At 72.7% G+C, this 23,646-nt stretch carries 15 protein-coding genes; 7 read left to right on the top strand and 8 right to left on the bottom strand.

Going from position 1 to position 23,646, the window contains the following annotated elements; translation table 11 throughout:
* Nucleotides 1-861: 861 nt before the first annotated feature.
* Complete coding sequence (locus WME83_RS46575; RefSeq protein ID WP_437316148.1) at nt 862-3,123, top strand: SdrD B-like domain-containing protein; 2,262 nt, start codon at nt 862-864, stop codon at nt 3,121-3,123.
* A gap of 660 nt (nt 3,124-3,783) precedes the next feature.
* On the top strand, nt 3,784-4,254 hold the full coding sequence (locus tag WME83_RS46580; RefSeq protein WP_061629380.1) for a response regulator: 471 nt from the start codon (nt 3,784-3,786) through the stop codon (nt 4,252-4,254).
* 81 nt (nt 4,255-4,335) lie between these two features.
* Here the strand turns inward: WME83_RS46580 and WME83_RS46585 are convergent, their stop codons facing one another.
* A complete protein-coding gene (locus WME83_RS46585; protein WP_437316149.1) occupies nt 4,336-7,332 on the bottom strand; it encodes an Eco57I restriction-modification methylase domain-containing protein in 2,997 nt (998 codons plus the stop codon).
* Nucleotides 7,333-7,632: 300 nt separating this feature from the next.
* Here WME83_RS46585 and WME83_RS46590 point away from each other — a divergent pair, with 300 nt between their 5' ends.
* Nucleotides 7,633-8,298: a DsbA family protein gene (locus WME83_RS46590; protein WP_437316150.1), complete on the top strand. Its 666-nt coding sequence runs from the start codon at nt 7,633-7,635 to the stop codon at nt 8,296-8,298.
* An 84-nt stretch (nt 8,299-8,382) separates the two neighbouring features.
* Nucleotides 8,383-9,462, top strand: a complete 1,080-nt coding sequence (locus WME83_RS46595) for a hypothetical protein (protein WP_437316151.1) — start codon at nt 8,383-8,385, stop codon at nt 9,460-9,462.
* A gap of 30 nt (nt 9,463-9,492) precedes the next feature.
* On the opposite strand, the gene WME83_RS46600 is transcribed toward WME83_RS46595, so the two are convergent.
* The gene (locus WME83_RS46600; RefSeq protein ID WP_437316152.1) at nt 9,493-10,413 is read right to left on the bottom strand and encodes a LysR family transcriptional regulator; all 921 of its coding nucleotides are present in this window, start codon (nt 10,411-10,413) and stop codon (nt 9,493-9,495) included.
* 287 nt (nt 10,414-10,700) lie between these two features.
* Complete coding sequence (locus WME83_RS46605) at nt 10,701-12,122, bottom strand: glycoside hydrolase family 6 protein (protein WP_437316153.1); 1,422 nt, start codon at nt 12,120-12,122, stop codon at nt 10,701-10,703.
* Between the two features lie 592 nt (nt 12,123-12,714).
* Between WME83_RS46605 and WME83_RS46610 the strand changes: the two genes are divergently transcribed.
* Nucleotides 12,715-14,199, top strand: a complete 1,485-nt coding sequence (locus WME83_RS46610; RefSeq protein ID WP_437316154.1) for a metallophosphoesterase — start codon at nt 12,715-12,717, stop codon at nt 14,197-14,199.
* Between the two features lie 1,150 nt (nt 14,200-15,349).
* Here the strand turns inward: WME83_RS46610 and WME83_RS46615 are convergent.
* The 3 genes from WME83_RS46615 to WME83_RS46625 all read right to left on the bottom strand — a co-directional run bounded on the left by WME83_RS46615 (nt 15,350) and on the right by WME83_RS46625 (nt 20,719).
* A complete protein-coding gene (locus tag WME83_RS46615; protein WP_437316155.1) occupies nt 15,350-16,639 on the bottom strand; it encodes an Hsp70 family protein in 1,290 nt (429 codons plus the stop codon).
* Between the two features lie 143 nt (nt 16,640-16,782).
* Nucleotides 16,783-18,378 carry a serine/threonine-protein kinase gene (locus tag WME83_RS46620; RefSeq protein WP_437316156.1) on the bottom strand — a complete coding sequence of 532 codons (1,596 nt, stop codon included), beginning with the start codon at nt 18,376-18,378 and terminating at the stop codon, nt 16,783-16,785.
* Nucleotides 18,379-18,643: 265 nt separating this feature from the next.
* Entirely contained in the window at nt 18,644-20,719 is a 2,076-nt protein-coding gene (locus WME83_RS46625; RefSeq protein WP_437316157.1) for a catalase, read from the bottom strand.
* A 566-nt stretch (nt 20,720-21,285) separates the two neighbouring features.
* Here WME83_RS46625 and WME83_RS46630 point away from each other — a divergent pair.
* On the top strand, nt 21,286-21,636 hold the full coding sequence (locus tag WME83_RS46630) for a hypothetical protein (RefSeq protein ID WP_437316158.1): 351 nt from the start codon (nt 21,286-21,288) through the stop codon (nt 21,634-21,636).
* 3 nt (nt 21,637-21,639) lie between these two features.
* Here WME83_RS46630 and WME83_RS46635 read toward each other — a convergent pair whose 3' ends face one another.
* The gene (locus WME83_RS46635) at nt 21,640-22,314 is read right to left on the bottom strand and encodes a DUF1826 domain-containing protein (RefSeq protein WP_437316159.1); all 675 of its coding nucleotides are present in this window, start codon (nt 22,312-22,314) and stop codon (nt 21,640-21,642) included.
* 203 nt (nt 22,315-22,517) lie between these two features.
* Here WME83_RS46635 and rpmG point away from each other — a divergent pair, with 203 nt between their 5' ends.
* Complete coding sequence (gene rpmG, locus WME83_RS46640) at nt 22,518-22,688, top strand: 50S ribosomal protein L33 (protein WP_437316160.1); 171 nt, start codon at nt 22,518-22,520, stop codon at nt 22,686-22,688.
* Nucleotides 22,689-22,737: 49 nt separating this feature from the next.
* Here the strand turns inward: rpmG and WME83_RS46645 are convergent, their stop codons facing one another.
* Complete coding sequence (locus tag WME83_RS46645; RefSeq protein ID WP_437316161.1) at nt 22,738-23,577, bottom strand: class I SAM-dependent methyltransferase; 840 nt, start codon at nt 23,575-23,577, stop codon at nt 22,738-22,740.
* Nucleotides 23,578-23,646 lie beyond the last annotated feature (69 nt).

A 23,646-nucleotide genomic window follows, 5' to 3' on the forward strand; every position in this document is an offset into this window, starting at 1 on the left:
GAGAGCCCGGCGTGAGCCGGTTCGCTCGCCCCGCGGCGCCTTCGCGCGCCCTCGTCCAGGGCGGCGCGGGCGAAGCGCGGCAGCGCCCGCCCCGGGCGCCGCCGCCGCTCGCGCCCCTCTCGGCGAGGGGACGAGGGGACGAGGGGACGAGGCGACGAGGCGACGAGGCGGCGCTCGGCCGGCGCGAGCCCGGCGCGGCGGGTGTGGGCCCCTGCGGCAGGCGGTGGACGACCGGCGCCCGTCTCCCTGGCCCAAGGCGTAGGCCAAAGCACTCGAGCACGCACAAAACGCATCGCGCCCCGAAAAACGATCTAGACACGCGAAGCGGAGATTCGTTATCTTGAAAAATGGTCTCGTGCGCACTCTGCATCAAATCTCGTCGGGCACTCCCGCGTGCCTGATCCGATCGTGCTCGGCCCTGGGCCGAGCACGATCGGCGATCGGAGATCGCAGATGCGTTGCCGCGGAGCCCGCTCGCCGCTGCGCTCCTCTCCGCAGGACGCAAACGGACGCAACCGACGCAACCGACGCAACCGACGCAACCGACGCAACCGGCCCAAAAGCGTCACCGCACGACCCAAAATTGTCACTTCGCACCTCGGTGTTTTTTTGGTGTCTCCTCGAAAAAAGATCTGGACACTTCAAGGACCGAGTTGCTAGTTTGAACACTGTCCCTTTGCGCATCCGCTCTCCGATCGAAGCCAAAGCACCCGCGTACCTGATCTGATCCAGATCGGCCCGCGGGGCTCAGTCCGATAGGAGCCCGCGAAACCGACCTCGCCTGGCCCGTGCGTCATGGCGCCTGCTATTCGGATGACGCTCCCGCAATGGTTCACCCGTGAGGACCTCAAGGAGCTACCAATGAAGCAGATCGCAATCGCCTCCTCCGCCGCGCTCGCCACCCTGTTCATCACCGCGACCAGCCTCGCCAACACCTCTGCGCCGTCCCCCACGTGCACCGTGATCAAGCGGGGTGTCCTGGGCGACATCTACAACGCCGAGATCTGGAGCCTCGCCCCGACCTATCACGTCCCGTCCCCCCATGAGGTCAACACCGGGTACTCCAGCACCGTCGGCGAGAAGCGCGCCCTGTTCCGCTTCGATCTGAGCCCCATCCCCGCCGGCTCGCTCGTCACGTCGGCCAAGTTCTACGCCCTGACCTACACGAGCACGGCCAAGACCGTGTACGTCCACCAGGTGCTCGCCCCCTGGAGCGAGTCGCTGGTCACCTGGAACAACCTCGGCGCCATCGACCCCGCCGCGTTCACCTCGTTCGTGCCCAACGTCACGGGATGGAGCTCGGTCGACCTCACCGGGCTCGTGCAGGACTGGGTGAGCGGGGTCTCGCCGAGCTACGGCATCCTCCTCGAGGAGGGCTCCTCCGGGAAGACCTCGTACAAAGGCAGCGCCCACACCGACCTCTCCTACCGCCCGCTCCTCGAGGTCTGTTACACGGCGCCGAAGGGCTCGATCGGCGACAAGGTGTGGTTCGACGCGAACGCCGACGGCCTCGAGGACGCCTCCGAGCTCGGCATCTCCGGCGTCGTCGTCGACCTCTTCGCCGACACGAACTGCGACGGATCCGCCGACGGCGCCGCCCTCCGGACGACCGCGACGGGCGCGAACGGCGTCTACCGCTTCAGCGAGCTCGAGGCGGGCTGTTACGTCGTCGCCGTCGACGACGCGACGCTGCCGCTCGGGCACCTGCTGACCACCGACGACGAGCCGCTCGCCGTGTCGCTCGACGCGGGAGAGAACGTGTCCGACGCCGACTTCGGCTACGTGACGTACTCGTCGATCGGCGACACGGTCTGGCTCGACAGCGACGCCGACGGGCTCTACGAGCCGGAGACGGGCGAGCTCGGCGTCAACGGCGTCCGCGTCGAGCTGTTCCAGGGCGGCCAGATGCTCGACTTCACCGTCACCGGCAACAGCCCCTACACCGGCCAGCCGGGCTTCTACCTCTTCGACACGCTCCCGGCGGGCACCTACTCGGTGGTCGTCACCGCCGACAACTTCATGACGAGCGGTCCGCTCGCCGGGCAGGAGCCGACGGCCGACCCGGACGGCGGGCTCGACAACGTGGGCACGGTCTCGCTCGGCTGGGCCCAGGACCTGCTCGACGCGGACTTCGGCTACCAGCTCTCCTGCGGCAACGGCGTCTGCGGCGGCGACGAGAGCTGCTCCACCTGCGCCGTCGACTGCGGCATCTGCCCGCCCACCTGCGGCAACGGCACCTGCGAGGCCGGCGAGGACTGCGGCAGCTGCAGCGCCGATTGCGACGTCTGCCCGCCCGTCTGCGGCGACGGCACCTGCGACGCGAGCGAGAGCTGCGGGAGCTGCTCGGACGACTGCGGCGCCTGCCCGCCCGTGTGCGGCAACGGCACGTGCGAGGCCGGCGAGGACTGCGGCACCTGCTCGGACGACTGCGGCGCTTGCCCCGCGGTCTGCGGCAACAACGTCTGCGAGACCGGCGAGGACTGCGCCAACTGCGCCGGCGACTGCGGCGCTTGCCCCGCGGTCTGCGGCAACGACAGCTGCGAGGCCGGCGAGAACTGCCTCGAGTGCCCGAGCGACTGCGGCATCTGCCCGCCGGTCTGCGGCAGCGGCGTCTGCGAGGCCGGTGAGACCTGCGGGAGCTGCGCGGCCGACTGCGGCGAGTGCCCGCCGGTCTGCGGCGATGGCGTCTGCAAGGCGGGCTCCGAGGACTGCTCGAGCTGCGCGGCCGACTGCGGCGTCTGCCAGAGCGCGTCGCCCGGCACCGGCACCCCCGGCTACTGGAAGAACCACCCGAGCGCGTGGAAGGTCTCGCAGCTGACCATCGGCGGCAAGACGTACACGAAGGCCCAGCTCCTCGACTTCATCAGCCGCCCGACGAAGGGCGACGTCACGTACATCATCGCGAAGCACCTCATCGTCGCCAAGCTCAACGTCGGTATCGGCAACCAGTCGAGCTGCATCGAGAGCACCATCGCCGCAGCCGACGCCTGGCTCAAGCAGTACCCGCTCGGCAGCAACGTGAAGGAGGGCGGCAAGAACTCGCCCTGGACGACCGGCCAGCCCCTCGCCGAGACGCTCGACGACTACAACAACGGCCGCCTCTGCGCGCCGCACCGTGACTGACCGAGGATCGACCGGTAAGTTCGACCGGTAAGTTCGACCGGTCAACGAGAGCATCAGGCCAGCGCCCCCGCGAGCGAACCACCTCAAGCGCGACCGGTGCTGGCCCCCTCCTCCGCCTCTCCACACCTCCTCTCCGAGCATCGCCCTTCCCCGCTGCTCCGCCGGACGATCTCGTCGACGAGCAGCAGCCTCTTCGCTGTACAGGCTCCTCGAGCTCCGCGGCCGTTCCTGCTGTTCCAAGGTCGCTGATCCCTCCGGTGAGCGGCCTCCGGGCGCGGGTCGATCGCCGCGCCGCGCGCGCGATGCGCGACCGCCGCCGCCCCCGTGGAACGCCCCTGCGCGCGGCGGCGAATCGCCACCGCACAGCGATATCCCGGCCCCCCGCCGGGCAGGGCACACGGAAGTGCCCCAACGGGGTGGGCGTGTTCTGCCCCTTGCGCGGCAAATTGCCCCTACCGCCCGGAAGGTGGCTCCTGTCGACACTGCCTACGCCGCGGACAGCGGCCCGCCCGCGGCGCGACTCCATCGTCGAGCCCGCTCCACCGCAAAGCAGGACAGCGTGGCACGGGCGCTGCAAATCCTGCGGGGCTGAGCGCCGAGGACCGCGGTGGACGGCCCGAGGACGCATCCGGGGGCGGGCGAGAAGAAGGAGAAGCTGCCATGAACCTGACGGAAAGCTGGATTGGCGACAAGCCCTTGGTCCCGCCTTGCGGCCTGTTCGGCAAAGGCCAGCATATCGTCCTGGCCGAAGACGACGACGACATGCGCTCCACGCTCGCGCTGGCGCTCCGCCGCGACGGGTTCGAGGTCTCCGAGGCGCGCAACGGCCTCGAGCTGCTCGACAAGGTGGCGCCCTGGCTCGGTGGCAAAGAGCCCCCAGAGCCGATCGACGTGATCGTCAGCGACATCCAGATGCCCTGCTTCTCGGGGATGGAGATCCTGGAGGGCCTCGCCGAGCTGAGGCGCCGGCCGCCGGTCATCCTGATCACGGCCTTCGGCGATCCGCACCTCCACGCGGCCGCGCGCAGCCTGGGCGCCTCCGCGGTCTTCGAGAAGCCGTTCGAGCTGGATGATCTCCGCAGCGTCCTGTTCAACCTGAAGGACGCTCCCGGCTTCGACGGCGGCTACTGACGCCGCCGGCGAGGTGCGCCGCCGGACGCCCGCGGTCGCCCTGCGCGCGCCGCCGGACGGCCGCGCGTCGCCGGACGCCGCTCAGCCGTCCGGACGCGGGAGCGGCGTCGCCGCCGCCCAGCGCGCGACGCAGATCCGCTCCTCCTCGGTCATCTCCAGCATGCTCGCCACCACGCCGTCCAGGTGGCGCCGGGCCTCCGGAGGCAGGCCCGCGTTCGCCGGGCCGAGCTCCCGCCCGAGCGCGTCGAGCGCGCCGATCAGGTCGGCGCGCGCCGGCGGGGGCGCCGGGATCGCCCGCAGGTGCGCGATCTTCACCTGCGGCATGCCCTCGCGCGCGTCCCGGTGTCGGGTGTAATGCCACCAGCGCACAGGAGAGGAGTTGAGGTAGCAGAGCAGCGCGAACTCGCTCCACGTGGCGTCGCAGAAGCCGGCCAGGATCGAGTTGCGGAACGGCAGGCCGTCGCTCAGCGCGACGATCGGGTAGCGGGCGGTCTGGCGGATGAGCAGCCGCACCGCCTTCCAGTCCTCGTCCTTCCGGAAGCGGCCCTTCACGCCCGCGCGATCGACGTGGTGGCGCGGCGCGCGCGCGATGAGCTCGCCGACGTCGGAGCCCTCGCGGATGGGGCAGGTGTACGGCGGCACGGGGGCGTCCGCGCGCCGGATGCGCTCGGCGTCCTCGGCGGTCGTCTGGAAGCCGCGCTCCCCGAACAGGGCGGCCGGCAGCGGGCGGAGCGCGCCGAGCCGATCGAGGAGCCGCCGGGACACGCCGTCGAGATCGGAGCGCGCGAGCGGCCAGGGAGCCGTCGCCGCCGGCCGGGGCGACGCGGGCGGGAGGCGGGTCGAGAGGAGGCCCATGCACGGCTGGAACACGCCCTCGAACGCGTCGCTGCCGAAGCTCGGGAGATCGGGGTCGACGGCGCAGAGCGCGTCGTGCGCGCGCCGCGTGGGGCCGTAGCCATCGAGGTCCGACACCGAGGTGGGGATGACGAGGCCGAGCCGCCCGCCCGGCCGGAGCAGCGACGCGGCCCGGTGCACGAACAGCCCGTGCAGCGAGCGGTAGCCATGGAAGGCCGGGCTCCGCCGGAGATGGAGGTTGAAGACCTCGGGCGCGATCGGCTGCGCGGCCCGGCCGACGTACGCGACCCAGGGCGGGTTGCCGATCACGGCGTCGAAGCCGGGCTCCGGGCGATCGAAGGCGCCGGGGAACGCGAGCTCCCAGTGCAGGAACCGGCGCTCCTCGGCGATGCGGCGCGACAGCGCCGACCGCGGGTCGGCCGGATCGCGCGCCGCGGCCATGTAGCGCGCGAACGTGGCCGGCCCCGGCGCCAGGGCCGCGAGCTCGCCCTCGGACGGCCAGAACCACAGGGCCATCCAGGCGTCGAGCGCCGCCTCATCGGCGTCCCCATCGCGCTCCGGCGCGTCGCGCGGCGCCTCCTCGACGCGCTCCGACGCGTCGTGCGGCGCCTCCTCGGCGCGCTCCGGCGCGTCACGCGTCGCCCCCGCGGCGAGCGCCGGCTCCTCGGCGCGCGCCAGCTCCTCGCGCGGCGTCCGGCGCGCTGGAGCCCGCCGCGACAGGGCCCGCCGGCCGCGGCGCTCCACGGCGGCGTCCGCGGGCCCGCCGCGCGACCACGCCGCGGCCGGGAAGGCGCCGATGTCCGCGCGCTCGGCGCCGATGAGGCTGTCGCCGCAGCGGAGCTTCGCGTCGAGGAAGCTCGGCGGGAGGCGCGCGTCCTGCACGACGAGCCAGAGGGAGAGCCGGGCGAGATCGACCGCGAGCGGGTCGAGGTCGACGCCGTACAGGCAGCGCTCGGCCACGAGCGCCATCGCGCGGCGGAGCGGCGGCTCCTCCGGGGCGAGCCCCGGCGTCGCGCCGGCGCGCTGCCACGCGGCGACGAGGTGCGCGGCGAGCTGACGGCACGCCTCCACCAGGAACGCGCCAGAGCCCATCGCGGGATCGCACACGGCGAGCGCGAGGATCTCGTCCGGCGCCGGCGGCCGGCCGGCCCTCGCGAGCAGCGGCGACAGCGTGCGCTCGACGACGTGGCGCGTGATGTCCCGCGGCGTGTAGTAGGAGCCCGCGCGCCGCCGGAGCTGCCCCGGCTGGAGGTAGAGCGTGCCCCGCGCGATCCGGCCCGGCCGCCGCGGGGAAGCGCGGCGCGCGAGCGCCTGCGACAGCTCGGCCACGCTGCCCGCCGCGGCCACGCCGGCGGCGAGGCGCGCGCCGAGCCTGAGGTCCGCCGCCTCCTCGAGCCGCGCGAGCCGCTCGCCGCCCGGGAGGGCGAGGAGCGCCTCGAGGTCGACGACCACGTGGGACGGCAGGAGCGCCATCGACTCGCCCTCGGCCATCTCGAGATCGAAGGCGATCAGGCCCTCGTAGAGCGTGCCGATGTGCTCGACCTCGAGCTCGGCGTAGCGCACCGGCGCGCCGTCGTGCACGAGGAGCGCGGCGAGCACGCGGTGGAGCGCGCCGTCGCTGAGCCAGGGTCGACCGTCCAGCAAGGGGTGCGCGCCGGGGTCGCAGAGGCCGCCGCGCGCGCCCCCGGGGCCGCGGCCCTCGAGCGCGCGGGAGAGCGCCGCGACGCGGGCCCACGCGCCGTGGCGGTGCTCGAGGTCGCTGCCCCCCCGCCGCTCCGCCTCCAGCTCCTCGAAGAGCCGCGTGAGCGGCGCGCCGCCGTCGGGCGCGCCGCCGTCGGGCGCGCCGGCGAGCAGGCCGCGCGCCTCGGCGTAGAGGAGGAGGATGAGCCGCATCAACGCGGTCACGAGGCCGGCGTGGAGCCGCCGTCGCCCTGCGGCGGAGCCGCCCGAGGCCGCGTCCCCGCCTCGCAGCTCGGCCGACTGGAAGCCGCGGAGGAGCTCGCCAAGCGCGCCCTGCGCCTGCTCGCGGAGCTGCCTGGCCACGCCGTCGGCCGGCGGATCGGGCGGGCGGAGGGGCTCGCCGGGCGCGCCCGCCTCGATCGCGCTGTCGCGCCGGGGATCCTGCGGCGCGCCCGACGCGCCCGACGCGCCCGACGCGGGAGGGTCGACCCGTTCACGGTCGCAGCGCAGGGAGGCGCCGAGCTGAGGGCATTCCGAGGACACGCGGGAGCCGCACGAGCATTGCGGATAGGACGGGGTGCAGGCAAGAGCCCCGGCGCCGGGGCGCGCCCGGCCGCGGCGGCGGCCCGGTCGAACGCCCGCGCCGGCGGGGAGTCCCTCCTCGCCCGGAGGTCCTCGCCAAGCACGCTTTACCGGGATGCGCGTGAAAGCATTTCCGGCCCAGCGCCGCGCGGGGGTACGGTTCGTGCCGTGTGTCGTCGAATGGAGCCCGAGACGATCGAACGACACGCACTCGCTCATTCACGCAAAGCACACCCTGGCGGCGCGGCGCGGCGCGGCGCCTTGTTCGCCGCGATCCTGCTCGGGATCTCGGCCTGTTCCGGCGCCGGAGAGGCGCCGGAACAGGAGGCCACCGGCGCGGTCAGCGCGGGCCTCGACCTCTATTCCGGCATTCCCCAGGACGGCGTCGTCCTCGGGGATCCGGGCGCGCCGATCACGCTTGTCGAGTTCTCCGATCTTCGATGCTCGCATTGCCGGGATTACGCGCTCGAGGTCCTGCCCGTGATCCTCGATCGCCACGTGCGCACGGGCCAGGTGAAGCTCGTGTTCCGGAACCTCACGTTCCTCGGGCCGGGCTCCGTGCAGGCCGCGCGCATGGCCGCGGCGGTCGGGGCGCAGGGTCGGCTCTGGGACTTCGTCGACCGCTTCTTCCGGATCCAGGCGCGCGAGCGCGCGCCGGTCACGGACGAGCTCCTGCTGCGCATCGCCTCCGAGCTGCCGGGCGTCGACGCCGCGCGGGCGATGGCGCAGCGCGACAGCGGGGAGGTCGCGCAGCAGCTCGAGGCCGCGCGGGCCGAGGCAGCGCGCCTCGAGGTCCACGGCGTGCCGGCGCTGTTCCTGAGCCGCCAGGGCGAGGGGCTCCGCCGGCTCCGCCTCACCTCGATGTCGCCGGAGCCGATCTCCCGCGCGATCGAGCAGCTCCTGCGCGCGCCGCGCCCGCGCGGGTGAGCGCGGCGGCGCGGCGTCCAGCGGCGCGCGGCGGCCGCAACATGGACCGGCTCCGCGCGCGGTTTTTGGTACGCTCGCGCGGGGATGACCGCCTCGCCGCTCGTGTTCCCTCCCCGCCCCCCCTCGCTGCACGGCCGCCGGCGCGAGCTCGCGACGCTCCTCTCGACCGTGCGCGCCTCGCGCCCGACGCGCCTCGCGCTCGTCGGCACGGGCGGCAGCGGCAAGTCGACGCTCGCCTGCGCGCTCGGGCACAAGCTCGCGGCCGAGCTCCCCGGCGGGATCCACTGGTTCCGCGTCGGCGCCTGGGACGCGCGCACGCTGCTCGGGATGCTGTCGCTCCGCTTCGGAGCCGGGCCGTCGCCCTCGCTGCAGGCGCTGCGGCGCCGCCTGCGCGCGCTCGGGGAGATGCTCATCGTGCTCGACAACCACGAGCACGACCGCGCCGTCGCCGAGCTGCTCGACGACCTCCGCGGCGAGGCGGTGACGTGGGTCATCACGGCGCGGCGCTGCCTCGTGGCCGGCGTCTCGATCTTCCCGGTCATCGCGCCGCTCGTGACCTCGGGGCAGAGCCCCTTCCCCGCGGTCGCCTCGCTCACCCGCCTGCTCCGCTGGAACCCGGTCTCCCTGGAGCTCGCCGACGCCATCGTCGCGAGCGGCGCGGCCGACGTCGACGAGCTCCACCGCTGGCTCGTGGCGGGCGGCGTCGACCGCGTGCGGGTCATCGATCACGAGGACGACCTGCCCGAGGTCGGCCTGCTCGTCGCCTGGATCTTCCGCGAGCTCTCGCCGGTGGCGCGGCGGATGCTCGCGGTGCTGGCGCACTCGAACGGCGATCACATCGACGAGGCCTCGCTCGCGACGCTGGCGCGGGCGGGGCGGAGCGCCGGCGACGCGCTCGCCTCGCTCCGCCGCTTCCGGCTCGTGCAGGAGCCGCTCGCGGGCCGCTTCGCGCTGCACGCGACCGTGCGCCACGCCGCGCTGAAGCGCACGCAGTTCGATCAGCGCCGCTTCTTCGAGCACTACGTGGGGCTCCTCGAGCGCTCGCCGGAGCGGCTCGACCTCGAGCAGACCCACCTGTTCGCGGCCATGGACTACGCGCACGACACCGGGAGCGTCGCGGCCGCGATCCGCGTGAACGAGCTGCTCTCGCGCCTCTCGCTCTGAGCGCCGCCCTCCCGCCGGCGGCGGCCGCGGTCAGCGCGGCCCGCCCACGTGCTCGCAGCAGAGCTCGACGAGGCGCTTCAGCACCCACTGCCCCGCCGGCCCCAGCACGAGCGCCGGCCGGTGGACCACGGCGAGCGACAGGAGGTGCTCGTCTTCCCCCCACGCCTCCGGCCGGAGACGGACAAGGCGTCCGGCCCTGAGATCCTCGCGGATCATGTGCTCTGGCAGGTTGCCCCACCCGAGCCCCGCGCCCAGGAGCTCTCGCTTGGTCTGGAGATCCACGACGCGCCAGGTGCGCGGGGACAGCACGGCCTGCTCCGGCGAGCGCGCCCCGCCGCGCTCGCTCAGCACGATCTGCACGTGCTCGCGCAGCTGCTCGGTGGCGACGCGGCCTTCTCGCCGCTGGGCGACCGCGAGCGGGTGCGCCTCGCCGGCGACGGGCACCATGCGCACGGAGGTGAGGTGCCGGCGCTCGAGGCCCTGCGCCGCCGCCGCCGGGCCCACGACCCCGAGCTGGCATGTCCCGTCGAGGACCCGATCGGCGACGGCGGACATGGTCTCGGTGTGCACGACGAGCTCCACGGTGGGGTAGACGCGGGCGAACTCGACGCAGAGATCGACGAGCGCGGAGAGCGGAAAGACCGCGTCGACGCACAGCGAGACGAGCGGGTCGAGGCCGCCGGCGAGCCGCTGCGCCGCGCTGCTGAGCGCGTCCGCGTCGGCGCACACCCGCCGCGCGGCGCCGAGCAGGACGCGGCCGTGCTCCGTGAGCGCCGGGATCCGGGTCGATCGGTCCCAGAGGACGACCCCGAGCTGGCCCTCCAGGTTGGCCATCGCGTGGCTCACGGCCGACTGGACGCGGCGGAGCTTCCTGGCCGCGGCCGAGAAGCTGCCCTCGTCGGCGACCGCGATGAACGTGCGCAGCTGGTCGAGCGTGATGGAGTCGTGCACGGCGCGCCACCATGCCACGGCCCGCCGCGCGTCGCTCGACGCCGCGCCGGCCGCCTCTCGTCGGCCCTCCGGCTGCACCCGCCCTGGTGCGATCGACAAAAACAGCGCGGCGGCCGGGACAGGCGAGGAGCGTCTTCTCAAGGGGTCTACCCTCCGGCCGGCCGCGCGGCCCGCGGGCGGGTAGACCCCTTTTTTCTACGCTCCTCGCCTGCCCCGGCCGCCGGCGCGCGCTCGATCAAACCTGATCGAGCGCGCTCGTCACGGCCTTTCGCCGCCGACGACGCCGATCAGAGCGGCGGGTTGGCGTTCTTCACGCACTCCACGAAGTAGGAGTGGAACCACTGCCCCGCTTCCGGCGCGTTCTGGTCCGCGTTCTCGTAGCCGCAGAACAGGTCGTAGCGCTCGGCGTTCTTGTCCGCGGTGCCGTCGGAGTCACCCGGCGGCTTGACCCAGTAGAAGGCGTCGAGGCGCGTCGCGCCGCCCGGGTTGGCCCGGGGCCGCTCGCCCATGCCGGCGCCGATGTTGTTGCACCAGTAGCCCCAGTCCTTCCGGATGTTGCCGCGGCCGTTGCGGCTCGTGTCGATGATGAAGTGCTTGTCCCCGAGGCCCTCGGCCGCCAGCGCCGTGGCCATCGCGTCGACATAGTCGTACTCGCCGTAGCAGGGGTTGCTCTGCTGATCGTAGCTCTCCGAGGTGTAGCTCAGCTGCGTGTAGTTCGCGACGTTGGTCGCGAAGCCGCGGACGCTCTTCGGACTGCCGGCCGCCTCGATGACGTCGGCGAAGATCGCGGCGCCCTTCTTCTGGTTGTCAGGCCAGCCGAGCCAGCCCGAGTGCGCCGCGTCGATGTACTGGTACACGTGCGGCATATCGAGCTCCTTGAGCGCGTGCGCGACCTCCTCCCGGTACGCCTTCTCCGTCTCCGGGGTGCAGTCCTTCTTGCCCAGGTTCGTCGCGAGGTTGGGGAGCGAATCGGGCTCGATGATCGCGACGATGCGCTGATTCGGGTGAGCCGCGAAGATCTCCTTGATCGGCGCGATGAACTCCTCCCTGTACCGCTGGACGCCGCCGTTCTCGACCCGGAGCTCGCCGTTCGACGCCTCGGCGAAGCAGTCGCGGTTCGGCAGGTCGTACACGACGATGACCGAGGTGACCGGCGTGCAGGTCTCGTTCTGGAGCGCGAGCGCGGCGTCGAGGTGCGCCGAGAGGCCCTTGACCGCCTCGATCCGGTCGAGCCAGAACGCGGTCGAGATCTGCTGGACCTTCTTCATCTTCTCGACGAGGGCAGCGTCCGTGGTCTGGTCGATCGACGACTGGACCTTGGCGACGTAGCCCGGGTCCACGAACAGCGTCGCGCCCGAGAACGGGTTGCCGTCCGCCGGCACGATGTCGACCGGCCCGCTGCAGTTGCCGCCCGACGCCGTGGTGCTCGTGCTCGTCGGGGTGCCCGCGCCGCTGCCGCTGCCCACCGGGCTGCCCGCGCCGCTGCCCACCGGGCTGCCCGCGCCGCTGCCCACCGGGCTGCCCGCGCCGCTGCCCACCGGGCTGCCCGCGCCGCTGCCCGTGGGGCCGGGGCCAGCACCGCCGTCTCCGCCTCCGCTGGGATCCCCCCCACCGCCATTGTCACCCGAGCACGCCGCGAAGGCGGCGGTCGCGAGGAGGACCGCAACCCACTTTGCCGTCCCGAGCTGATGCGAATTCCTTCTCAGCATATTAAGCCTTTCACCTACTTCTGAAGAAACCAGGCAAATCCAACATATCGAAAATAGCGGGGCGAATCTAGACCAACAGTTTCGCTGGAGCAAGAACAAACGACGGCTTTGCCATGCCCGCGTTTTCTCATCGCAAGTCTGCCGTGCGGTTCTTTTTTTCACGGCGAAGAGAAATGTCCGTCGCCTCGCGACGCTCGTGACGCGCTCCGGCGCGCGTCACGAGCGCGTCACAGGCGCGTTCAACAGAGGCCCGCAACGCTGCTTTTCACGGAGAAGGCACGCTGCGAGGGGATCGACGCCGGCCCAACGCAGCGCGCAATCGCCGTGACAGGGCCCGTGCGGCGGGGTCGTCCAAAGGTGACATGGCAGACGGCCAGAACTGTTTCGGGTTGATTTCCAAGTGCATCATCGACTGTGGTCTCACCGCTCTCTGAGGCAACGTGCCCAGATCAGGCGGAGAGTCGGACGTGCGGTGACGCAGGGAGGCGCCGGAGCACGCGCGGCGCCGGGGGGCGCGTCCTGCCGTGATCGTGGGGAGTGTGGCGCTCGCCCGCGGCGCGACCCGAGATGGCGATCCGCCGGCGCTCACGTCATGACGGCGAAGGGGCTCGCCGGCGGCGTCGAGCGCCTCGCGTCGAGCGCCTGTCGCGGGGCGCCGCCCGCGGGCGCGCCCGACGCCGCGCCGTCACGGGGCGGCTTCTGGCCGGTCGTCGCCGATCGGTTAGGCTTCGGTCCCCCCTGCCCCGCAGAGCCCGCCATGCGCTTCCTCGTCGTCTCGCTGATCCTCCTCGCCGTCCTCGGCCCCCTGGGCGTCTACGTGCACCGGCGCGCCTCCGGCCTGCTCGGCCTGGGCCCGCGCGGCCGGCGCGCGCTGGCCGGCCTGCTCGTCGCCGCCGTGCTGGCGATGATCTCCGCGCGGCTCTGGCGGGGCGCGCTGCCCGACGGCGTGGTCCGCGGGACGGTGCTCCTGAGCAACATCCTCTCGCTCACCGTCCTGCTCTCCGCGGTGCTGCTCGGCGTCGTGGACCTCGGTCGGCTGCTCGCGCGGCTCGCGCGCGCCGCGCTCGCGCGCACCAGAGCGGCGGCGCGCCCCGCCGACGCGGCGGGCGGCCCCGCGGACGCGGCGCCCCGCCCTGGCGAGGAGGCGGCGCGCTCCCAAGCCGGCGGCGCGGCCGAGCCGCTCCCGCCCCGCGCCGCGCCGCTCCCGCCGCTGCCGGTCGCTCCGCCGGCGCTCCCGCGCCGCGCCTTCCTCGCCAACGGGGCCGCCGGCTCGGCCTTCCTCATCGGGGGCGGCAGCGCGGTGTATGGCGCGCTCGTCGGGCGGCACGACTACGTCATTGAAGAGGTCGCGATTCCGATACCGGGCTTGCCGCGCAGCCTCGACGGCTTCTCCATCGTGCAGCTGTCGGACATCCACCTCGGGCTGTTCGTGGGCGAGCCGGAGATGCGCGCCGCCGAGGATCTCGTGCGCAAGGCGCGCGCGGATCTCATCGTGATGACGGGCGATCTCATCGATTTCGATCCGAGGTATGCCGACCACCTCGGGCGGCTCACACGGCGGCTCGGCCCGCTCGCCCGCGAGGGGGTCGCGGCGATCCCGGGCAACCATGACCACTTCGCCGGCATCGACGCCGCGCTCGACGCGCTGGAGCGCGGCGGCGCCCGCGTGCTGAGCAACCGGGGGAGCGTCGTCGGAGGGGCCGGCGGCGCGTTCGCGCTGCTCGGCGTCGACGACGTGTGGGCGCGAGGGCGCGTGCCCGGCGGCGGCCCCGACCTCGGCCGGGCGCTCGCCGACGTGCCCCGCGACCTGCCGCGCGTGCTGCTCTGCCACAACCCGGTGTTCTTCCCCGACGCCGCCGGCGAGGTGGCCTTGCAGCTCAGCGGCCACACCCACGGAGGGCAGGTCAACCTGCTCGTCCGGCCCGCCGACCTGGTGCTCCCCCACGGCTATGTCGCCGGGCTCTACCAGCGCGGCGGCTCGCACCTCTACATCAACCGAGGCTTCGGCACCGCCGGGCCGCCGGCGCGCATCGGCGCGCCCCCCGAGGTGAGCCGCATCGTGCTCGTCTCCGCCTGACGCGGCGCCCGGCGCTCCCGTCGCTGAGCCCGCCTGTCGCGCGCCGCCCGCACGCGGCCGAGCGCGGCGGCGATCTCCGGCGGCCGCGCGCCCCCGAAGGTGCTCGATGTATTTCGGGATAAGGCACCTTCTCCGGTTCTTGATTCTCGTGCTGCGGGTGTTCAGGTTCTGAGGTGCGATGAGCGCCACGAGCCGACGAGCGCTGCCGAGCTGGGGCCCGCGACGGGCGGTGTACCTGCGAGGGCTCGCGCTCCTCGCGTTCGCCGGCGGGTGCGCGGCCGCGCCGCTCGCGCCGGTGGGCCGCAGCGAGGCGCCCGTCGACCCGCCGGAGGACGCGCCCGCCCCCGCGCCCGAGCCTCCGCCGCCCGCGGAGGAGCCTTCGCTCGTCGCGCTCGAGGTCCCCGGCTTCGGGCCCGCGGTGGTCGTGCCGCCGCGCGGCGACGGGCCGCGGCCGGTGCTCGTCGTCGCGCACGGCGCGGGCGATCGGCCCGAGTGGCACTGCGAGATCTGGCGCGCGATGGTGCGGGGGGCCGGGTTCGTGCTCTGCCCGCGCGGCAAGCCCATCGACGCCCGCATGCCGGACGGCGGTCGGATCTTCTATTACCCGGACCACCACGCGCTGAGCCGCGAGGTCGCCGCGGCGGTCTCGGCGCTGTCGGACCGCTTCGGGGACCGGGTGGATCTCCGCGACCCGATCTACGCGGGGTTCTCGCAGGGGGCGATCATGGGCGCGCTGCTCTTGCCCGGGCACCCCGCCCGCTTCGCGCGGGCGGCGCTGATCGAGGGCGGCTACGGCGGCTTCGGCGAGTGGACGCTGGGCACCGCGCGACGCTTTCGCACCGGCGGCGGGGCGCGGGTGCTGCTCGCGTGCGGGCGGGCGGACTGCGCGGCGCAGGCGCGCAAGACGCAGACGACGCTCGAGCGCGGCGGCGTCGCCGCGCGCGTCCTGCACGCCGAGGGCGCCGGCCACAGCTATGGCGGCCGGATGGAGCGCGCGCTCCACGAGGCGTACCCGTGGGTCGTCGAGGGCGATCCCCGCTGGCTCGGCGGCCCCGCGGCCTCGGCGCGCGGCGCGGCCGCCCCCTCGCCGCGCGCGGCCTCGTCCTCGCCTGGCGAGGCCTCGTTCCCGCCGGGCGCGCCCGGCGCCCCTTCAGGCGGACGCGGCGGCGAGGCCGCGCGCCCGCTCGGCCAGCCCCTGCACGACCGAGTGGAAGCTCCGCAGCTGCCGCACCTTGCCCTGGCCGAACCGCCGCTCGATGCCGCGCCGGAGCGCCGGCACCCTGGCGGTCCCGCCCGTGCAGCACACGACGTCGACCGCGTCGAACGACAGGCCGGCGTCCTGCACCGTCTGGTCGAGCGCCCGTAGGATCGCGTCGATCTGCCGCTCGCTCCCGGCCTCGAATTCTTCCCGGGCGATGCGCTCGCGGAGGTGCATGGACGGGTAATCGAAGCGGAACTCCGCGACCGCCTCGCTGGACAGCGCGCACTTGCTGCGCTCGATCTCCTCGAACACGCGGAACGCCAGCGCGTCTTCCACCAGGCAGAGCAGGTTGTCCATGCGCTGCCGGTCCTCGGCCCCGAGCGACCACGCCTTCACGTCGCGGAGGAAGGCGAGCACGTCGCGGTGCTGGAGCACCGTCATGTCGGCCGGGGAGCAGAGCTTCTCGACGATGGGCCGGGGCATGGTCAGCTGGTTCGAGCCGAGCGGGACGCGGTAGGTGACCTCGGCGCCGAAGTGGCGGGCGATCTTGTGGCGCATGAGGCTGCCGTCGAGCGCGTCCCCGGCGATGGAGACGCCGCCGAGCGAGAGCACGTCGGACGGCGCGAACCCTTCCGGCCGCATCCTGACGATCGTGTAGTCGGACGTCCCGCCGCCGAAGTCGGCGACGAGGACGACGGCCCCACGGTCGAGCTCCAGGTGGAAGTCGTGCGCGGCCGCGACCGGCTCGGGGCAGAAGAAGACCTCGCGAAAGCCGGCGATCCGCGCCGCCCGCTCGAGCCGCTCCTCGGCGAGGCGGTCGTCCGCCGGGTCGGTCGCGAACTTCGCCGGCCTGCCCAGCACGACGCGGCCGACGTCCGCGTCGAAGTGGCGGTTCGCCCGGTCGCGCATCTCCCGCAGGAAGCGGCCGATCAGGTCCTCGATGGTGACCAGCCGGTGACCGATCTGCGTGCCGGAGAAGCTCCGGTCGGGCAGGTATTTCTTGATCGATCGGATGAAGCGGCCCTGCATGCCGTTCGCGACGAAGTCGCCGATCGCGGCCGCCCCGCAGGAGAACTGCTGCTGCCCGAAGAAGAGCAGGCTGCGGAGGACGGTCGGGTCGGACGCCGCGTCGTCGAGCGGGATGGGCGGGCAGGTCGCCTCCGCGCTGGCCGCCGAGAGCAGCGAGTTGGAGGTACCGAAATCGACGGCATACACCTCGGGCCTGAATCGTGCGGACATGATCTCGCCTCCTCGTGGGGTGCTTCGCGGGCACGGGGATCTCGCCGATTCAACCGCTTATTTACAAGCTGTCGAATGCATGAGAGAATATCGACGGGCTCGCGGGATGAACGGATTTCGCCGCCCCCCGGCGAGCGCGGCTGTCAAGACACGCGCGTGACCCGCCGCAGCGCCACGCCGAGCGCGACGAGCGCCATCAGCGTCGGCAGCGCGACCACGCCGACGTCGACCCAACCAAGCCAGTCGCTCGGCTCGAGCCCGAGCGCGGGGATCGGCAGCGCGAACGCGTTGTAGGCCGCGGCGCCGAGCGCGAGGACGCCGCACGAGAGGAACAGCCACCCGAGCGCCGAGAGGAGCCCCTTGCCGAGGCGCTCCATGGCCGGCCCGCTCCGCCAGCGCCCGATGACGACCCGGATCGTGCCGGCGAGCGCGACGAGCGAGAGCGCCCCCGCGACGCCCCCGGCGATGAGGATCTCCGTCTCGCTGAGCGCCCGCCGCTCGGTGATGCCGTAGACCATGCGCAGGACCATCGCCGCGCTCGTGAAGACCGCCGCGCCCGCGGCGAGGCTCACCGCGAAGGACAGGAGCAGCGCGACCGGCCGGGCGCGCCGCGCCCTGCGCGTCACGTCGTCCGCCGTCTGCCCCTGGGCGTTCGGGATGACCACCGTCGCGATCTCGTCGTTCGGGGCGCCCTCGGTCACGGCCGTGGCGAGCGCGCGCGCCGGCCCGAACGGGTCCTGCATGTCGAAGTCCGCGAGCAGGCGATCGAGCTCCTGCGCGGACGGCGGCCGATCCTCGCGCGTCCGGGCCATGGCGCGCTGGACCAGCGCCTCGAGCCCCTCCGGGATGTTCTTGTCGATGTCGCGCGGGCGCCGCGGATCCTCGGTGAGCAGGCGGATCATGGTCCGGGCCGGCTCCTCCTCGGGGAAGGGGCGCTCGCCGGTGAGCATGCGGTAGAGCACGGCGCCGACCGCGTAGATGTCCGCGCGGGAGTCGACGTCGGCCGAGCCTCGCGCCTGCTCCGGCGCCATGTACTGCGGCGTGCCGACGACCGAGCCCGTGCGGGTGAGATCGGCGCCGTCGAGCACCTTGGCCACCCCGAAATCGAGGATCTTCACGTGGATGCTGCCCCCCTCGCGCCGGACGAGGAACAGGTTCGACGGCTTGAGATCGCGGTGGACGACGCCGGCCGCGTGGGCCGCGGCGAGGCCCCGGCAGACCTGGCGCGAGATGGTGATGGCGGTCGGGAGCGGCAGCTTGCCGACCTGATCGAGGAGGCTGCCGAGGTCCTCGCCCTTGAGCAGCTCGGTCACCATGCACGGGCGCCCATCCTTGAGGCGCACCACGTCGACGACGTCGATCACGTGCTCGTTGCCGACGCGCGCGATCGTCTGCGCCTCGCGCTCGAAGCGCGCCATCGCCTCGCGGTGGCTGGCGAAGTGCTCGTGCGGCACCTTGACGGCGAAGCGCTTCGGCAGGCGGATGTGCTCGGCGACGTAGACGCGGCCCATGCCGCCCGCGCCGATCACGCCGGTGATGCAGAAGCTCCCCGCGAGCAGCTCGCCGACCATCGGGTCGGTCGCGGTCACGCCCTGGAGCTCCAGCGTGGTCGCGTCGATGGGGCAGACGAGGAAGTCGAGCGGGTACCGGACGCCGCACGCGGGGCAGCGTCGGGTGGGTCTCTCCGGGGGTGCCTGCCGCGCCTGGTCCGGGTCGGCGTGCCTGGCTAGCTCGACCATCGACCGGCAGTCTAGACGAGAAGCAGGCCCCGGCGCGACGGATCGGCCGCGACGGACGCACCGCGCGGCGCCAGCGGACCGCGCCGGCGCCGCGCGGCGCCTTCCGGCTCACGCGCGCTTTTCCAGCCTCACCAGGCGATTTCCAGCCTCGCGCGGCGCCTTCCGGCCTCGCGCGGCGCCTTCCCGCCTACACCCGCCTTCCGGCCTCGCGCGGCGCCTTCCCGCCTACACGCCGCCTTCCGGCCTCGCGCGGCGCCCGTCGGGGTCAGGCGGGGATCGCCTGGAGGTCTTCCCGGCCCCAGTGGCGGTGCTGTCGGATGGCGTCGATGAACGACGCGACGAAGCTCGCGCCGCCCGAGCTCGTGACCACGCCGGGTCGCGCCCCCTCGATGCCGCACGCGCGCAGGAGCTCGACGCCCTCGTTCGTCGCGCCGATCGGCTTGCAGTGCCGGTACGCCTCCAGGATGAAGTGGCGGGCGTCTCCCTGGGCGACGAGCGCGTCGACGCTCGCCGCGCCGCCCGGCACGAAGATCGCGTCGTACTCGATCGACGACGTCGTGAGCGCGCACTTGTCGACCTCGATCGCGTTGCCCTCGGCCGACTTGAGCGCGCCGAGGCGCTTGGAGACGACCTTCACGTGCGCCCCCTCCGACAGGAGCGCCTGCTTCACGGCGGCGAGATCGGCCGCGCTCACGCCGTCGGCCGCGAGGACGGCGACGCGGCGCGACTTGATCGAGGCCTTGGGCGAGCTCTCGATGCTGAGCGCGGGCGAGGGCGTCACCGCGTGCGGCTTCTGCGGGGCCGGCGGGGGCAAGCCGAGCCCCTCGGCGACGCGGAGGGCGAGCTCGCTGTCGATCTGGGCGAAGAGCTTCACCACGCGCTCGCGGATCTCCTTCCTCTCCACCTTGCCGAGCTCGAACCTGCACGCGTCGACGAGGTGGTTCCGCTCCGGCCCGGACTGGCTCCGGAAGAACATCGCCGCCTGGGAGAAGTGGTCCTTGAAGCTCTCGCTGCGGATCCTGAGCTTCTCGCCCTCGACGCGCTCGGGGTACGACGTGAAGCCCTGCTGCATGCTGGCCAGGAAGGGGCACCCGCCGCCGAGCGAGTTCGGGTGGTAGTTGGCCCGCCCTGCGTCGATGGTGTGCCGGTGGAAGCCGTCCTGCTGGTGGTTGTGCACGGGCGCGAGCGGCCGATTGATGGGGATCTCCGCGAAGTTCGGCCCGCCGAGCCGGGTGAGCTGGGTGTCGAGGTACGAGAAGAGCCGCGCCTGCATGAGCGGGTCGTTCGTGAAATCGATCCCGGGCACGACGTTCTGAACGCAGAAGGCGACCTGCTCCGTCTCCGCGAAGAAGTTGGTCGGGTTGCGGTGGAGCACGAGCTTGCCGACGCGCTTCACCGGGACGACCTCCTCCGGGACGAGCTTCGTCGCGTCGAGGAGGTCGAAGCCCAGCGTCGCCGCCTGCTCTTCCTCGATGATCTGGACGCCGAGCTCGTACTCGGGATGGTCGCCCATCTCGATCGCCTCCCAGAGGTCGCGGCGGTGGAAGTCCGGGTCCTTGCCCGCGAGCTTCTGCGCCTCGTCCCAGACCAGCGCGTGGACGCCGAGGAGCGGCTTCCAGTGGAACTTGACGAAGCGCGATTTCCCCTCGGCGTTGATGAAGCGGAAGGTGTGCACGCCGAAGCCCTCCATCATGCGGTAGCTCCGCGGCAGGGCGCGATCGGACATGACCCACATGACCATGTGGGCCGTCTCCGGCACCAGCGACACGAAGTCCCAGAACGAGTCGTGCGCCGAGGCGGCCTGGGGCATCTCGTGGTGCGGCTCGGGCTTGACCGCGTGCACCACGTCCGGGAACTTGATGCCGTCCTGGATGAAGAAGACGGGCATGTTGTTGCCGACGAGATCGAAATTCCCCTCCTGCGTGTAGAACTTCACGGCGAACCCGCGCACGTCGCGCACCGTGTCCGCGGAGCCGCGCGAGCCGGCGACGGTGGAGAACCGCACGAACACCGGGGTCTTGATCGACGGGTCCTGGAGGAACTTGGCCTTCGTGTACTTCGTCAGCGGCTCGTACACCTGGAAGTAGCCGTGAGCGCCGGATCCGCGCGCGTGGACGACGCGCTCCGGGATCCTCTCGTGGTCGAAGCGGGTTAGTTTCTCGCGGAAGTGAAAGTCCTCGAGGAGCGTCGGGCCGCGCGGGCCGGGCCTGAGCGAGTCGTCGGTATGGGAGATGGGGATCCCTTGATCGGTGGTGAGGTGCATGCCCTCGGGGCGAGACCGCACGGCCTCAAGGGCCTTTACCTTGTCGTCCTGGTCGCTTCCTGGATCACGGACACTCATAGAGAGAAACCATACGTGGTCTGTCCGGTCCGGCAATGAGGGGAATTGCCACAAGAGCGGCGGAGTTGAGGCAGGACTCCTCAGCGCTGAGGGCGGGCCTGAGCGCGTCCAGGGGCGACGCCGGAGCGCGCTCCTGGAGCGGCTCGCGTTCAGACCGCGAAGGGGTCGATCGAGAGCGGCGCACGGGATCACGGCGTGCGGCTCTGGGAGCCGCGGCGGCTCGCGAAGCCGGTGCGCTGTGCGTTCCTGGAGGCCGAGGTCGACGCGCTGGTCTGGCACCCCGCGCAAGCGGGGGCTCCTCGGTGCGGGCGCGCGCGTCCAGCACGGTCGTGTGCCGGCACGTGGAGGCGCGGCGAGGCTGGCCGAGAGGCGAGCCCGTCCAGGCGACTGCGGCCCCAGGAGAAATTTTGATGGTCGATGCACGCCACGGGTGTAGCCTGGGTCACCTGGAACCCTCATTCATCGTGGGTGACAGCCGCCGGGGGGTCGGACTGCCTAGGCCCATGCGAGCAGCCTCTTCCTGTTCCCGAGGCGCGTTTCCCCGTCGCTCGATCAAGGAGACCAGCATGAAGGACCACGCGACCCACGACGAGCATGCGCACGATCACGGCCAGGCCTGCGGACACCAGGCGATACGTCACGGTGACCACGTCGACTACCTGCACGATGGCCACCTGCATCACCGGCATGGCGATCATGTCGACGAGCACGTCCTCTCGGTGGACGACGACAATCCTGCGCAGTGTACCCCGAGCCACGCGTGCTCAGGGCATGACGCGAAGCACGAGCACGGCGATGGATGCGGGCACCCCGCGGTCCCTCACGGAGATCACGTGGACTTCCTCGTCGACGGCCACCTGCACCACCCGCACGGCGGGCACTGCGACCATCACGGCAGCGTGCAGCTGATGGGGTAGCGCTCAAGCCAGGGCGTCGAGCGTCACGACGACCCGCGGCGACGTTCCGGGCGGCGACCGGTGCACCGCGCCGCGGTCCCGGTTGCCCGGCCAGGCCTCGCCCTTGAGCAGCCCGACGTCGAACGGAGCCATCCGGCGGAGGCGCGCGCCGGCGCGCAGCACCCCCGAGACCTCGTCGGGGACGCCGTTCGCGCGGTGTCCGAGCCGGTCCCGCCGGACGTCCGCGTGCTCTGCCCACTCGGTCCCCGGCCCGACATAGGTGGTCACCAGGCGGACGGTCACCATGTCGGCGTGGAGACGAGGGCACATGGGCTTGTCGGGCCGCGCGAGCCGCACGCCGATCCGCGGGCAGCCGGTGAGATCCGCGAAGAGCGAGATCAGGCCGCGCACGTCGTCGAGGAAGGCGTCACGCCCGGAAGCGTGAGGCGCTCCGGCGGCCAGCGCCGCGACGTCCGGCGCGCCGGGATCCACGAGCAGCGTCTCGGAGACCGGCCGCGGCAGCAGCCACCCGCGCACGAAGGCGTCCACGTCGGGGTCGATCCCCCTCCGCAGCACGCACACGCTCACCTCGGGCGCCGCGAGCTCGGCCAGGTCGGCGAGCTCCGTCACGAGGCGCGTCGAGCTGCCCAGCGCTGCGCGCGGCGATGCGAGATCCTCGGCGGTCGTTGTCGTCATCATGTCGTCTTCTCCCGCTCGCGCCGCGGCATGAGCCGCCATGCCGCGACGGAGCATTTCGGGATCATGATGTCATGGGAGGCGTCGCTGATGCAATCATGTTGCATCAGTACTCCGGGTGATGTAGTAGCTCTGCGCCCGGCACGCCCCGTGGTCCGCCGCCGCGGGCCCCGGCTTGCCGCCGAGCGACGATAGGAGATCACCTCGTGCGCGATATCATCAAGCTCGTCTCGTCTGCGGGGACTGGTTACTGCTACTACACGACCAAGAACAAACGGACGATGACGGAGAAGATGCAGATCAAGAAGTACGATCCTGTCGTGCGCAAGCACGTGGTCTTCACGGAGGGGAAGATCTCGAAGGGTGGCGGCAGGTGAGCGCGACGCCGGCGCGCTCCTGAGAGGCGGCCAGCGTGAGGCGCGCTCCTCAGCGCTCCGCGTCACGCCCAGGATGCTTCTTGGCGATTGCGTACAGCGCGTTGGTCTCGGCGGTGAGGGCGTCGCGCGCTCGGAGCGGGGCCAGGGTGTCGCGCTTGACGACCTCCTGTGTGCCAGGATCGAGCTTGTCGATCGTGCCGCGGTAGCCAGAGCCGAGGGCGATGACCCACCAGTCGTCCGGCGAGGCGAGGGGCTGGCTGGAGCGCTCGGCGTCGACGGCGCAGGCCGCGACGCCGGCTTCGGCGAGCATGGCGCGCAGCGCGTCCGGGGTGTCGATGCGCTCCCACGGCCGGAAGGTCTTGTAGACGTCGGGGCGGTGGGCCTTGATCGCGCCCCAGAACGCGGTGTTGCCGGGCTCGAGCACGTCTTTACCCCAGGTGGTGATCGCGAGCGTGCCGCCGGGCTTGAGCCATCGCCAGAGCCGGCGCACGGCGGCGGGCATGTCCGGCATGAAGAAGATGCCGAAGACGCAGACGACGGCATCGAAGCCTTCGGGCGGCAGATCGAGCCCCTCGACGTCGGCGCAGCGGAAGTCGACGTTCGACAGCCCCAGCGCGCGGGCCTTGGCGCGCCCGCGGTCGAGCAACGCATCGGCGAGATCCACGGCGAGCACGGAGCCCGTGGGTCCGACGGCTCGCGCGGCGGGGATGGCGGACGCGCCGGTGCCGGAGCAGACGTCGAGGACGCGGTAACCGGGCTCCAGGCGGGCACGCTCGACGGTGCGCTCGCCGATGCGGGCCCAGAAGGCGAGCGGCGGGTCGTCGAAGTGGTCCGCGGCGGCGGAGTACGTGACGGCGGTGCGTGCTTTGTCGGGATCGAGCTGGTTCATGGCGTCCCCTGGGTCTCGTGGGTCGGAGTCGTCGAGGGCGGCGGCCGGTGGCAGGCGTCACGAGCGCGC

The organism is Sorangium sp. So ce385, from assembly GCF_051474135.1.
GTDB lineage: Bacteria > Myxococcota_A > Polyangia > Polyangiales > Polyangiaceae > Sorangium > Sorangium cellulosum_D.

Bases quoted from the DNA above. Each gene is read 5' to 3' on its own strand.
- WME83_RS46615 (WP_437316155.1), bottom strand. From the start codon at position 16,639: ATGTCCGCACGATTCAGGCCCGAGGTGTATGCCGTCGATTTCGGTACC.
- WME83_RS46630 (WP_437316158.1), top strand. From the start codon at position 21,286: ATGAAGGACCACGCGACCCACGACGAGCATGCGCACGATCACGGCCAG.
- WME83_RS46595 (WP_437316151.1), top strand. From the start codon at position 8,383: ATGACCGCCTCGCCGCTCGTGTTCCCTCCCCGCCCCCCCTCGCTGCAC.
- WME83_RS46575 (WP_437316148.1), top strand. From the start codon at position 862: ATGAAGCAGATCGCAATCGCCTCCTCCGCCGCGCTCGCCACCCTGTTC.
- WME83_RS46620 (WP_437316156.1), bottom strand. From the start codon at position 18,378: ATGGTCGAGCTAGCCAGGCACGCCGACCCGGACCAGGCGCGGCAGGCA.
- WME83_RS46605 (WP_437316153.1), bottom strand. From the start codon at position 12,122: ATGCTGAGAAGGAATTCGCATCAGCTCGGGACGGCAAAGTGGGTTGCG.
- WME83_RS46610 (WP_437316154.1), top strand. From the start codon at position 12,715: ATGACGGCGAAGGGGCTCGCCGGCGGCGTCGAGCGCCTCGCGTCGAGC.
- WME83_RS46645 (WP_437316161.1), bottom strand. From the start codon at position 23,577: ATGAACCAGCTCGATCCCGACAAAGCACGCACCGCCGTCACGTACTCC.
- WME83_RS46625 (WP_437316157.1), bottom strand. From the start codon at position 20,719: ATGAGTGTCCGTGATCCAGGAAGCGACCAGGACGACAAGGTAAAGGCC.
- WME83_RS46580 (WP_061629380.1), top strand. From the start codon at position 3,784: ATGAACCTGACGGAAAGCTGGATTGGCGACAAGCCCTTGGTCCCGCCT.
- WME83_RS46635 (WP_437316159.1), bottom strand. From the start codon at position 22,314: ATGATGACGACAACGACCGCCGAGGATCTCGCATCGCCGCGCGCAGCG.